Genomic DNA, 12,199 nt, shown 5'->3' with positions numbered 1-12,199 from the left:
GATGCTGGTAGCTGCCGGGGTATCTTCTGGCGAGCCGGTGCGTCCGGGGACACCGGTGTGGACCCTGCTGGGCAGGGTGACGGAGCGAGGGGTGGGGCTGCGTGAAGCGGCATCGGATATGGGGCACGGCTGCGGCCGTGGTGACCGGGTTGACCGGAGTGCTGATCTTTCAGGGGGTGACCGGCAGCGCGGACGGGCCTGCCGACGCGGACGCGAAGCAGGAGCCGGTCACAGCCAAGGCGTATGCCCAGGAGTTGCTGACCAGCCAGGACGGGGGTACCGCTTCTCTGGGCCGTCATGAGGCGAAGCCGTTCAGCATGCTGGGCATGACGTGGACGGACCCGGGCGCGCACATCACGGGCAAGGTCGAGGTCCGTACCCGCGACACGAAGACCGGGCAGTGGTCACAGTGGCTTCGGCTGGACGGTAACAGCGGTCAGGGGGAGAACGGCGCGGCCCGGGGCGGCACCGAGCCGGCGTGGGTCGGCCCCTCCGACGCGGTCGAGGCACGGGTGAACGCAGGCGGACAGACATCCGCCGGACTGCCCCGAGGACTGCGCCTGGACATGGTCGATCCCGGTCCCGGCGGTGCGAGCGTCATGAAGCCCGCCGCGTTCGCCGTGGAGGAGAGCGGGGAGCCGACGCCCTCCGCAGCGGACTCCGCCGGTCCGGAACCGGATGTCACGGCGGAGCCGGAGACGTCCTCCAGCCAGGAGCCGCCCGTCCAGCCGCCCGTTAGCGAGCAGCCGGCCGAACCCACCACGCCACCCACCGAGTCGAGCCTCTCCCCCACTGCGTCCATGACGGAGAGTGCGAGCCCGACCGCAACCGCCCCGACGGCCCCGTCGAGCAGCAGTCCGCGCCCTCCCATCACGTCGCGCGCCGGCTGGGGGGCGGATGAGTCGATCAGCCCGGAGGCACCGGGATATCTACCCGGAGGCAAGATCAAAGCGGTAGTGGTGCACCACACCGCCGAGTCCAACACCTACACCTGCGAGCAGGCGCCGGCGGTGGTCCGGGGCATCTACGCCTACCACGTCAAGCAACTGGGCTGGAAAGACGTCGGCTACAACTTCCTCGTCGACAAATGCGGCACCATCTACGAAGGCCGCAAGGGCGGGGTGGACCAGCCGGTCCAGGGCGCCCACGCCTACGGCTACAACGCCGAAACCACGGGCATCTCCGTCCTCGGTACCTACACCGACGCCGCCCCCTCCCAGGCCGCGATGACCTCCGTCGCGCGGATCGCCGCCTGGAAACTCGGCCAGTACGGCGTGAACCCCGCCGGCACCACCACACTGACCGCCGGAGACGCAGGCACCAACTACTTCCGCAAGAGCTGGACCAAGGGCGCCCAGCTGTCCTTCCCTGTCATCCACGGCCACCGCGACGGGTACAACACCCAGTGCCCGGGTAACGCGTTCTACAGCCAGCTCCCCACCATCCGCACCTGGGCCGCGGGGCCGATCTCAGGGCTCTCGGTCAAGTCCGTCACCGGCGCCGGCCTGTCCGGGACGAAGTACTACACCAAGGCCGACATCACCGTGAACTGGTCGGCCACCACCCCGACCGCGCTGATCAAGCAGAACGAACTGCTCATCGACGGCAAGCCCGTCGCGACCACCGCGGGCACGGCCACCTCGGCAAAAGCGAAACTCGCCATCGGCACCCACACCGTGGCCGTCCGCGCCACTCACCTCTCCGGCAGGACATCGACCAGCTCAGCCGCGACCGTGATCGCGGAGACGACCACTCCCTCCTTCACCGCCAAGCCCGCCCTGGCCCTGCGCACCGGCACCGTGAACACCACAGCAGTGCCCATGACGCTGAGCTGGAAGGCCGCCGACAGTGCCGCGCTCAAGGAAGTCCGGCTGACCGCACCGGTGGCCAAGACCTACGGACCGACCACAGCCAGCGCCTCGCACACCGCCCCGTCCGGCACAGCCAGGACCTGGAGCATGGCGGCCTACGACTACGCGGGCAACACCGCCTCGGCCTCGGTCACCGCCACACCGGTCATCCTCCAGGAGACCGCAGCCATCAAGTACGGCACCTGGACGACAAAGTCGTCCTCCAGCTACCTGGGCGGCAAGTCGTACTCCAGCTCATCCAAGAACGCCTCACTGACATGGACGTTCACCGGCCGCTCAGCAGCATGGGTCGTCTCCCGCGCTTCCACCTCCGGCCAGGCGTACATCTACGTCGACGGCACCAAAGTCGCCACCATCGACCTCAAATCCTCCACCATCAAATACCGAGACGCCCTCTGGACCAAGACCTGGAGCAGCAGCACCAAGCACACCGTCAAGATCGTCGTCGTCGGCACGACCGGCCGCCCGGCCATCACCACCGACGGGCTCGTCTACATCAAGTAGACACAAGCTGGGCCGGGCGCCTCGTGCAGCACCCGGCTGTCAGCTCCATCAGAGAGGCTGAGGATTCGCCCGCGGGGACGCCTCTGGCGGCGGCTTCACTATGGTGCTCACTCTGCGCGCCGCCGCGTATCGTCCGCAGATCGGCCTCGGGCGCGATGGTGAGCGCGTTAGCTTCCTCTCCCTGGTTGCGCTGTCGAAGGGGTTCTCGGGTCAGCCGCCACCCTCACCGGCGCGCCGAGCACGCCGGCGAAAGCTGCGGAGGCCCCTGAAGCCTCCCCTTGATGTTGGACACCTGGAGACTGGGACGTGAGGTTCCGAAAAGCGGCGGTCTTCTTCGCGAAGGAGAGCGATCGATGACCGATGTCCACCGGTTCATCGAGGCGGAGAAGGCCACCTTCGGCGTCGCTTTCCTGTGCCGAGCCCGGTCCTCCTTCTATGCGTGGGCTGAGGGCGAGGTTGCCCGCCGTCGCCGCCAGGAGGCCGACGACGCGCTGGCCCACGAGATCACCGTGCTGCACGTCGCCTCGAAGCACACCTACGGGTCCCCGCGCATCCACGCGGAGCTGGCCCGCCGCGGACGCCAGGTCAACCGCAAGCGGGTGGAGCGCGTCATGCGGGAGCGGGGCATCACCGGCGTCACGCGCCGCAGGCGCCGGTCGCTCACCAGGCCCGCGAAACGGGCGGTGCCGGCCCCGGACCTGATCGGCCGCGACTTCACCGCTCCGGCGCCCGGAGTAGAGCTGGTCGGCGACATCACCTTCATCCCCACCGAACAGGGCTGGCTCTACCTGGCGACCTGGCTGGACCTGGCCACCCGCGAGGTCGTCGGCTACGCGATGTCCGACCACCACCGGGCCTCACTGGTCGTCGACGCACTCACCATGGCCGCAAGCCGAGGCAACCTCCAGCCCGGCTGCATCGCGCACTCGGACCGCGGCAGCGAATACACCTCGGACGAACTCCGCCGCCGCATACAGGGCTTGAACCTGCGCCAAAGCATGGGCCGGACCGGATCCTGCTACGACTGTCAGTCTGTTCGTACCGGATCTCGCAAGGATCGGGTAGTCCCGGCCGTGACGGTCTGACTCTTGCTTACGACCGACCCCACGGGTGTCCTGGCGTTGATCTGTCGACCGTCCGGCCGGGCACGCAACAAGCGCTGCCGCCGGACGGACGTGACCTCATAGGAGCCTGGAGCCAACTCGTCGAAGCGTCCCCGTGACAGTCCTGTCCCTCCGGCCGGCGACAGCGTGCACCCCACGCTACCGGCCGAAGGGAACGCGGTGGATAACAACGAGCGGCACAGTTCCGGGCACGTCGTGATCGGCGTCGACACACACAAGCATGTGCACGTCGCTGCAGTGATGGACACAATCGGCGGGATCCGGGCGACCTTGACGATCCCCACCGACACCGGTGGATTTCAGCAACTCATGGACTGGGCAGGCTCATACGGCAGGATTCTGGCCTTCGGAAACGAGGGCACCGGCTCCTACGGCGCCACCCCGGCCTCGCTCCTTCGACGGGCCGGGCACAAGGTGGTCGAGGCCGGCCGCCCGGACCGGCGGCTGCGACGGATGAACGGCAAGTCCGACACCCTGGACGCCGAGAACGCCGCCCGAGCCGTCCTGGCCGGGTTCGCGACGGCCACGCCCAAGAGCGCCGACGGTGAAGCCGAGATGATCCGGCAGCTCAAGATCGCCCATGACCAGGCCGTCGAACAGCGCTCAGCGGCGATGGTCACCATGAAAGCGATGCTTGTCCACGCTCCTGATCCCTTGCGCAACGAGACCGCGGGCAAAACTCAAATCGCTCTGGCCCGGCACCTGGCGGGCCTGCGTCCTCGACAGCTGGAGGGCCCAGAGGACGCACTGCGTCACGCCCTTCGAACACTGGCCAAGCGGTGGCAGTACCTCGACGCCGAGGCCAAGGAACTGACGAAGATGATCGCTGAGCTGGTCCGCCGCGCCGCCCCGCAATTACTCGAACCATTCGGCATCGGTGTGGACACCGCCGCGGAGATCCTCGTCGTGGTCGGCGACAACCCTGAACGCATCAAGTCCGAAGCCGCCCTCGCCAAGCTTGCGGGCATCGCTCCTGTGCCCACCGGCTCCGGCATGACCAGCGGCAGGCACCGCATCAACCACGGCGGCCACCGCCAGCTCAACGCCGCGATCTACCGGACCGTCATCGTCCGCATGCGATTCCACCAACCGACGATCGACTACGTCACCCGCCGCACCGCCGAGGGCAAGACGAAACGCGAGATCATCCGTTGCCTCAAACGCTACGTCATCCGCGAGGTCTACCACCTGATCCGACCCGCACCACGGGCCCTCCCCACAGCGAGTTGACAACTATAGGAGCGTCAACGCCCTCATGGAGTCCACGATCGGCCTGTTCAAGACCGAGCTGATCAAACCGGGGCGACCCTGGAGGACGCTCTCCCAGGTTGAGCTGGCCACCGCGGAATGGGTCGACTGGTACTGCCACCGCCGGCTCCACGGTGAAATAGGGCACATTCCACCCGCCGAACACGAGACCAACTACTACCTCGCGGCCACGAAACCCCAGTCACAACCACAAGCTGAAGTCTCTACCGAACCCGGAACGGTTCACTCCCCCACCCCACCGTCGCCGCAGCGCACCACCGCACTTCACCATCACCGCCCAAGGCGAAAGCGTCGGATTCCTCGTCCTTCAAGAACAAGACCGCAGCGAACACATCCCTACCGACAAGGAACTCGCCGACGCCAAGATGCACTCATGGATGCGCATCGCCCGCTTCGACTACACCCCCTCAAACCGCGTGCGCTTCATCCTCCGCGGCGGCAGCCCGCACCGTGCGAGCGAATGGGCCGATGTCCCCGACCGGCCACTGGAAGACCAACTCGCCGAAATCGCACAAGAAGTCGACCTCCGCGGCAAAGCCGCAGAACACAAACGCCTTGCAGACCAGGGAAGCCCAGCAGAGGCGCTGGGAAACCGCCATGGAGGAAGCGCGCACCGCATACGCCTACGCCTATCGCGTCAAGCACCTCGAAGAACAAGCAGACGCCTGGCACCAGACCAAGCGCCTGACCGAATACGTCACAGCAGTACGCGACCACGCCACATCGCTGCCACCCGGACAGGAAAGGACAGAGATCGAGGCGTGGCTCGCCTTCACGGACGCCCGGCTCCAGCACCTCACCGAGTCCGCCGCAGCGCCGAAGCTGCCCACCCCACCCAAGCCCAGCGGCGACGACCTCAAGCCTTTCCTCGGCCACTGGAGCCCTTACGGACCCCGTTCCTACTGAGCCTGAAATCAGGCCATATCGAGCACCGGTTCACCAAGAGGCGGTAAAGAGGGAGCCCCCTCAAGCCGCACTCGCCACACCGTCACCTGCAGAAACGGGCATCTGACACCTCATCAGAACGTGCGTCAAACGTGCGCCAGAAGGGCCCAACGTGCGTCGAATATGCGTCAAGATATCGCCCGTAACGCCCACACCGCACATAACGCACGCTCGGCGAAACCGCAGGTCAGACGCCCTTTGCGGCGGGCTCAAGGATCGCGACGCACTCCACATGGTGCGTCATCGGAAACAGATCGAACACCCGCAACATCCGCACCCGATACCCCCCGTCCCGGAAGTACCCCAGATCCCGGGCCAGCGCAGCGGGATCGCACGCCACGTACGCGATCCTCCGTGCCCCCAGCGACGACAGGTGCTCGACCGTCTTCCGCCCCGCTCCCGCGCGCGGCGGGTCGAGGACGATGAGGTCGACCTCGTCGATGCCCGTACGCGGCAGAACGGACTCGACCTTGCCCTGCTCGATGCGGACGCGGTCGAAGGCTGCGAGGTTGTGCCGGGCGTCCTCGACGGCGCGCTTGCCGGACTCGATGCCGAGGACCGCGCCCTTGTCGCCGACGCGGTCGGCCAGGGCGCCCGCGAAGAGGCCCACGCCGCAGTAGAGGTCGAGGGCCATGTCGCCCTTGCGGGGAAGCAGGCCCTGCATGACCGCGAGGACGAGGGTGTCGGCGGCCTTGGGGTGGACCTGCCAGAAGCCGCCGCTGCCCACCCGGTAGGTGCGGTCGTCCGCGCGCTCGCGGACGAAGGGGCGGCCGTGGACGCGGTGGACGCCGCCGTCCTTCTCGTCGACGCGCATGACGGAGACCGGGCGGTCCAGTTCGACGAGGGGGAGCCTCGCACCCGGGCGGGGAGTCAGGATGACCTGCCGGTCCTGCGAGCCGCTCGCGGCGATCGCCTCGACCGACTCCATGCCGGTCCAGTCGCGCTGCTCGATGCCCAGCTCGCTGACGCCCTCGGCGGCGATCATGCAGTGGTCGATCGGTTCCACCTCGTGCGAGCGGTGCTTGCGCAGGCCCGCGTTGCCCTCGGCGTCCACGGCGTACTGCACGCGCGTGCGCCACGACGGGACCTGGCCGGCGGGCAGCTTGTCGCCCTCGGCCGGCATCACCGTGCCGTCCCAGCCGGCCTCTTCGGGCGTGAGGCCCGCGAGGCGCTTGAGCTGCTCGGTGACGACCTCGCCCTTCAGGCGGCGCTGGGCGCCCGGCTTGGCGTGCTGCCAGTCGCAGCCGCCGCAGCGGCCGGGGCCGGCGAAGGGGCACGGTGCCTCGATGCGGTCCTTGGAGGCGTCCAGGATCTCGACCGCGTCCGCGCGGAGGAAGCGGGCGCCCTCCTCCCCCTCGGTGACCCGGGCCACGACGCGCTCGCCGGGCAGCGTGTGCCGGACGAACAGTACCTGCCCCTCGGACGTACGGGCGATGCAGTGGCCGCCGTGGGCGACGGGGCCGATCTCGACCTCGTACTCCTGGCCCACCAGCGAGACCGCCTGGGACTCCGCCTGCGATTTCTTCGGTTCTGCCTGCATGGCGGGGTGACTCCAGAGAACGGACGACGAGAGACGGACGCCGGCAGACGAACGTCAAAGGACAACAGCCGTCCAGTCTACGTCTATGACGAGGGCTCCTTCGCCCGGTCGTGCTGGGCCGGACCGCGACGGACCGCGCCGGGCGCGTTCCAGTCCTGCCGCTTGCGGGCCCGGCGCTTGGCGGCCTCGGAGGACTGGAGCTGATAAGGGACGGAGGTGACCATGACCCCGGGGGTGAACAACAGCCGCCCCTTGAGGCGCAGGGCGCTCTGGTTGTGGAGCAGGTGCTCGTACCAGTGGCCGACGACGTACTCGGGGATGATGACCGAGACCGCGTCGCGCGGGGACTCCTTGCGCAGGCTCTTGACGTACTCGATGACCGGGCGGGTGATCTCCCGGTACGGCGAGTCCAGCACCTTCAGCGGTACGGCGATGCCGCGCCGCTCCCACTCGTCGCGCAGCGCCTTGGTCTCCGCCGGGTCGACGTTGACGCTGAGCGCCTCCAGGGTGTCGGAGCGCATGAGCTTGGCGTAGGCGAGGGCACGCAGGGTGGGGCGGTGGATCTTGGAGATCAGGACGACCGAATGGACGCGGGAGGGGCGCACGATGTCGTCGGTCTGCGCCTCGTCGGGGTCCTCGGGGGCGGCGATCTCCTCGGCGACGCGGTCGTAGTGCTTGCGGATCGCCGTCATCGTCGCGAAGAAGATGCACATGCCGAGCAGGGCGACCCAGGCGCCGTGGGTGAACTTCGTGGCCAGTACGACGACCAGGACGAGTCCGGTGAAGAAGGCGCCGAAGGCGTTGATCGCGCGGGAGCGGTGCATGCGGCGGCGCTTGGCCTGGTCCCGTTCGGTGGCCAGGTGGCGGTTCCAGTGGCGGACCATGCCGATCTGGCTGAGCGTGAAGGACACGAAGACGCCGACGATGTAGAGCTGGATGAGGCGGGTCGAGTCGGCGCCGTAGATGAAGACCAGGAGCATCGCCGCGCCGGCCAGGAGCACGATGCCGTTCGAGAAGGCCAGGCGGTCGCCGCGGGTGTGCAGCTGGCGCGGCAGGTAGCGGTCCTGGGCGAGGATCGAGCCGAGCAGCGGGAAGCCGTTGTACGCGGTGTTCGCGGCGAGGAAGAGGACCAGCGCGGTGGCGGCGGCCAGGACGACGAACAGGAAGCTGCCCTCGCCGAAGACCGCCTCGGCGACCTGCGAGATCACCGGGTGCTGGACGTAGTCCGCGCCGACCGCGACGCCGTTGTGGAAGAGGTCGCTGGCCGGGTTCTCCGACATGCGGACGTCGGTCGCGGCGGCCAGCGCGATGATGCCGCAGAACATGGTGACGGCGAGCAGGCCCATCAGCGCGAGGGTGTTCCCCGCGTTCTTCGACTTGGGCTTGCGGAAGGCCGGGACGCCGTTGGAGATCGCCTCCACGCCGGTCAGGGCGGCGCAGCCGGAGGAGAAGGCGCGCAGGAGGAGGAAGACCAGGGCGAAGCCGGCCAGGCCGCCGTGTTCCGGTTTGATCTCGTAGTCCGCCGTCGGGGCGCGCATGGTGTCGTCGAGCACCAGGCCGCGGAAGGCTCCCCACGCGATCATGATGAAGACGCCCGCGACGAAGACGTAGGTCGGAATCGCGAACAGGGTGCCCGACTCCCTGACCCCGCGCAGGTTCATCAGTGTCAGCAGCAGGATCACGGCGACCGCGCAGAGGACCTTGTGCTCGACGACGAAGGGGATCGCGGAGCCGAGGTTCTCGATGCCGGAGGAGATGGAGACGGCGACGGTCAGGACGTAGTCCACCAGCAGCGCGCTCGCCACCGTCAGGCCGGCCTTGGGCCCGAGGTTGGTGTTGGCGACCTCGTAGTCGCCGCCGCCGCTCGGGTAGGCGTGCACGTTCTGCCGGTAGGAGGCGACCACGGTGAACATGAGCACGACGACCGCGACCGCGATCCAAGGACTGAAGTGATACGCCGACACGCCCGCGATGGACAGGACCAGCAGCACCTCGCCGGGCGCGTACGCCACGGAGGAGAGCGGGTCGGAGGCGAAGACGGGGAGGGCGATGCGCTTCGGCAGGAGCGTCTCCCCCAGCCGGTCACTGCGCAGTGCGCGCCCGATGAGGATTCGCTTGGGCACGTCGGTCAGTTTGGACACAACAGAGGATCGTAAGCGTTCGAACGGGCGCCCGCCCACCCGCCACCCCCGATCGGCCCGCCGTCTGCTCTACGGGTGAATTCGGGGGATGGTGCGGCTGCGGATTCCGTGGGCCGCCGGGTTGGCATGCCTATATGACAAGCACCGTCCGATTGCCGTTCACTTCCCGGCCGTTGCCGCCCCTGGAGGTCCCATGCACCTGAGCGCAGAACTGATCGGCGGCGCCGCCACGCTCGTCGGCCTCGGGATCCTGACTCTTGCCAGCATCCGCAGCATCGGTCGGCGGGGGTCGTCGGCCGGGGGGTGAGACGGCCCCTGCGGGCCCTGGAGGCTTGCCGATACGTTGGGTGCGGACAGGGGGTCCCGGCTTCCCGGACGGGGAATCCGGCTTCCCGGGGCCCCGAGAGGCGTCATCGTCGGTGCGCACCGGCATGATGTTCCCCTGCGGCCCGCACACTGGCCGCGACGTGTCGCCAGGCGAGCCGAAAGAGAGACATGAGCAGGACATCCACAGAGGCCGGCGGGCCCGCAGAAAGCGGGGTGTGAGGCGATGCACATCGTCATCATGGGCTGCGGGCGCGTGGGCTCGGCCCTCGCGCAGACCCTGGAGCAGCAAGGGCACACGGTCGCCGTGATCGACCAGGACCCCACCGCGTTCCGCCGCCTCGGCTCCACGTTCGGCGGCCGCAGGGTCACCGGTATCGGTTTCGACCAGGACACCCTGCGCGAGGCGGGCGTCGAGGAGGCCGGCGCCTTCGCCGCGGTCTCCAGCGGTGACAACTCGAACATCATCGCCGCCCGGGTGGCCCGCGAGATGTTCGGCGTGGAGAACGTCGCCGCCCGTATCTACGACCCCCGCCGCGCCGAGGTCTACCAGCGCCTGGGCATCCCCACGGTCGCCACCGTCCGCTGGACGGCCGACCAGATGCTGCGCCGGCTGCTTCCCTCGGGCGCCGAGCCGCTGTGGCGCGACCCCACCGGCGGCGTCCAGCTCGCCGAGGTGCACACCTCGGCGTCCTGGGTCGGCCACAAGATCAGCCGGCTCCAGGAGGAGACCGGTGTGCGGGTGGCGTTCCTCACCCGGCTCGGGGAGGCCATCCTGCCGACCTCGCAGACGGTGTTGCAGGAGGGTGACCTGGTGCACGTGATGATGCGCGCCGACGAGGTCCACAAGGTCGAGGCGTCGTTCGCCCAGGGTCCCGAAAAGGAGGGCGGTCACTGATGAGGGTCGCCATTGCCGGCGCCGGTGCGGTCGGCCGCTCGATCGCGGGCGAGCTGCTGGAGAACGGCCACGAGGTCCTGCTCATCGACAAGGCGCCGACCGCCATCTCGGTCGAGCGCGTCCCGATGGCCGAGTGGCTGCTCGCCGACGCGTGCGAGATCACGTCCCTGGACGAGGCGGCGCTCCAGCGCTGCAACGTCGTCATCGCCGCGACGGGCGACGACAAGGTCAACCTGGTCGTCTCCCTGCTGGCCAAGACGGAGTACGGCGTTCCGCGCGTCGTCGCCCGGGTGAACAACCCGAAGAACGAGTGGCTGTTCAACGAGTCCTGGGGCGTGGACGTCGCCGTCTCCACCCCGCGGCTGATGTCCGCCCTGGTGGAGGAGGCGGTGAGCGTCGGCGACCTGGTCCGGCTGCTGCGCTTCAGCCACGGCGACGCCAACCTGGTGGAGTTGACGCTGCCGGAGGAGTCGGCGCTGGCCGGCATCCAGGTCGGTGACGTGGAGTGGCCCGAGGACACCTCGCTGGTCACGATCATTCGCGGCACCCGGGTGCTGACACCCTCCCGGGAGGACTCGCTGGAGGCGGGCGACGAGCTGCTGTTCGTGGCGGCTCAGGCCCGCGAGGAGCAGCTGGAGGACCTGCTGTCGGCGCGGCGGACCGACGCCGCGCGCTGAAAACAACCGAGGGCCCGCGTACGACGGTGGGGGTGCCCGGAGATCTCCGGGCACCCCCACCGTCGTACGACGTCAGCCCTTGCGGTGCCGGCCGCTGTGAGTGGAGTCCACTGCGGGCTCCACGGCCGCGCCGCCCTCCCGGGCCTCGCGTTCCGCCTTCTCGCGCTCCGCCCTTTCCTCCTCGGCCTTCTCGGCCTCCTCGGCCTTCTCGGCCTTCTCCGCCGCCTCCATCTCCGCGAACACGTCGATGGGGGCCGGCGCCTTCGCCAGGAACACCCAGGTCAGCCACACGGCGAGCAGGAACGGCGGGATCTTCAGGGTGACCAGGACCCAGCCGAGCTGCTCGGTGTCCGCCCACCAGTACAGCGGGAAGAGGATGGCGCTCTTGCCGAGCAGGATCAGACCCCAGGCGTAGCTGGCCTTGGTGTACGCCTTCTTGCGGCCGGGGTTGCGGGTGCGCCAGGAGAGGTTCTCCTTGAAGACCGGGCCGAGGATCAGGCCGATCAGTGGCACCCCGGCCAGCGAGGTGACGATGTACGCCATCGCCAGGCCCAGGGTGTAGAGCATGCCCGGCAGATAGAAGTTCTTGGCGTTGTCGGTCATCATCGCGAAGACCACGCCGAAGGCGACGCCGAAGACCCCGCCGAAGGCGTGCTTGACAGTGTCCTTCATCGCCAGCCGGACCACGACCAGCACCAGCGACACCGCGAGCGCCGCGATCGCGGACATGTGCAGGTCGTTGTTGAGGGTGAAGATGGTGACGAAGAGCAGGCCCGGCAGCACCGTCTCGACCATGCCCCGCACGCCGCCGAACGCCTCGAACAGCGCGGCCTCCGTCACCGCCCGGGCGTCGTCGGCTTCCGTGTCTTGGGTGTCTTCGGTCGGCTTGTCGAGCGACGTCACCGG

At 68.7% G+C, this 12,199-nt stretch carries 10 protein-coding genes and 1 pseudogene; 7 read left to right on the top strand and 4 right to left on the bottom strand.

Going from position 1 to position 12,199, the window contains the following annotated elements; all coding sequences use genetic code 11:
• Positions 1-149 precede the first annotated feature (149 nt).
• From ACIQ1J_RS13435 to ACIQ1J_RS13420, 4 genes and pseudogenes are all read left to right on the top strand, one after another.
• Positions 150-2,375 carry an N-acetylmuramoyl-L-alanine amidase gene (locus tag ACIQ1J_RS13435; protein ID WP_403557184.1) on the top strand — a complete coding sequence of 742 codons (2,226 nt, stop codon included), beginning with the start codon at positions 150-152 and terminating at the stop codon, positions 2,373-2,375.
• Between the two features lie 281 nt (positions 2,376-2,656).
• Positions 2,657-3,460: an IS3 family transposase gene (locus ACIQ1J_RS13430; protein ID WP_403556863.1), complete on the top strand. Its 804-nt coding sequence runs from the start codon at positions 2,657-2,659 to the stop codon at positions 3,458-3,460.
• 198 nt (positions 3,461-3,658) lie between these two features.
• Positions 3,659-4,729, top strand: a complete 1,071-nt coding sequence (locus ACIQ1J_RS13425; RefSeq protein WP_403556861.1) for an IS110 family transposase — start codon at positions 3,659-3,661, stop codon at positions 4,727-4,729.
• Between the two features lie 16 nt (positions 4,730-4,745).
• Positions 4,746-4,937: pseudogene (locus ACIQ1J_RS13420) on the top strand (integrase core domain-containing protein); the annotation flags it as partial.
• 238 nt (positions 4,938-5,175) lie between these two features.
• Here ACIQ1J_RS13420 and ACIQ1J_RS13415 read toward each other — a convergent pair.
• Entirely contained in the window at positions 5,176-5,367 is a 192-nt protein-coding gene (locus ACIQ1J_RS13415) for a hypothetical protein (protein WP_403556859.1), read from the bottom strand.
• Here ACIQ1J_RS13415 and ACIQ1J_RS13410 point away from each other — a divergent pair.
• Complete coding sequence (locus ACIQ1J_RS13410; protein WP_103509394.1) at positions 5,366-5,674, top strand: hypothetical protein; 309 nt, start codon at positions 5,366-5,368, stop codon at positions 5,672-5,674. The two genes, ACIQ1J_RS13415 and ACIQ1J_RS13410, sit on opposite strands and share 2 nt — an antisense overlap.
• Before the next feature lie 226 nt (positions 5,675-5,900).
• On the opposite strand, the gene ACIQ1J_RS13405 is transcribed toward ACIQ1J_RS13410, so the two are convergent.
• Together ACIQ1J_RS13405 and ACIQ1J_RS13400 are read right to left on the bottom strand one after the other, a co-directional pair.
• On the bottom strand, positions 5,901-7,253 hold the full coding sequence (locus ACIQ1J_RS13405; protein ID WP_403556857.1) for a class I SAM-dependent RNA methyltransferase: 1,353 nt from the start codon (positions 7,251-7,253) through the stop codon (positions 5,901-5,903).
• Positions 7,254-7,336: 83 nt separating this feature from the next.
• Positions 7,337-9,394, bottom strand: coding sequence for an APC family permease (locus tag ACIQ1J_RS13400; protein WP_403556855.1), 2,058 nt, complete (start codon positions 9,392-9,394; stop codon positions 7,337-7,339).
• A gap of 550 nt (positions 9,395-9,944) precedes the next feature.
• On the opposite strand from ACIQ1J_RS13400, the gene ACIQ1J_RS13395 reads away from it, so the two are divergent.
• Positions 9,945-10,616 (top strand): TrkA family potassium uptake protein, encoded by a 672-nt coding sequence (locus ACIQ1J_RS13395; protein WP_210964025.1) that lies wholly within the window; start codon positions 9,945-9,947, stop codon positions 10,614-10,616.
• Positions 10,616-11,293, top strand: coding sequence for a TrkA family potassium uptake protein (locus ACIQ1J_RS13390; protein ID WP_121749677.1), 678 nt, complete (start codon positions 10,616-10,618; stop codon positions 11,291-11,293). The genes ACIQ1J_RS13395 and ACIQ1J_RS13390 overlap by 1 nt, the downstream gene beginning before the upstream one ends.
• 72 nt (positions 11,294-11,365) lie before the next feature.
• On the opposite strand, the gene ACIQ1J_RS13385 is transcribed toward ACIQ1J_RS13390, so the two are convergent.
• On the bottom strand, positions 11,366-12,196 hold the full coding sequence (locus tag ACIQ1J_RS13385; RefSeq protein ID WP_403556852.1) for a DUF3159 domain-containing protein: 831 nt from the start codon (positions 12,194-12,196) through the stop codon (positions 11,366-11,368).
• Between the last annotated feature and the right edge of the window lie 3 nt (positions 12,197-12,199).

Source organism: Streptomyces sp. NPDC097107, from assembly GCF_044762405.1.
Taxonomy (GTDB): domain Bacteria; phylum Actinomycetota; class Actinomycetes; order Streptomycetales; family Streptomycetaceae; genus Streptomyces; species Streptomyces thinghirensis.
The sequence above is the reverse complement of the archived record's forward strand: the minus strand, read 5'-3'. Positions and strand labels throughout refer to the sequence as shown.

Bases quoted from the DNA above. Each gene is read 5' to 3' on its own strand.
- ACIQ1J_RS13395 (WP_210964025.1), top strand. From the start codon at position 9,945: ATGCACATCGTCATCATGGGCTGCGGGCGCGTGGGCTCGGCCCTCGCG.
- ACIQ1J_RS13430 (WP_403556863.1), top strand. From the start codon at position 2,657: ATGTTGGACACCTGGAGACTGGGACGTGAGGTTCCGAAAAGCGGCGGT.
- ACIQ1J_RS13390 (WP_121749677.1), top strand. From the start codon at position 10,616: ATGAGGGTCGCCATTGCCGGCGCCGGTGCGGTCGGCCGCTCGATCGCG.
- ACIQ1J_RS13410 (WP_103509394.1), top strand. From the start codon at position 5,366: ATGGAGGAAGCGCGCACCGCATACGCCTACGCCTATCGCGTCAAGCAC.
- ACIQ1J_RS13405 (WP_403556857.1), bottom strand. From the start codon at position 7,253: ATGCAGGCAGAACCGAAGAAATCGCAGGCGGAGTCCCAGGCGGTCTCG.
- ACIQ1J_RS13415 (WP_403556859.1), bottom strand. From the start codon at position 5,367: ATGGCGGTTTCCCAGCGCCTCTGCTGGGCTTCCCTGGTCTGCAAGGCG.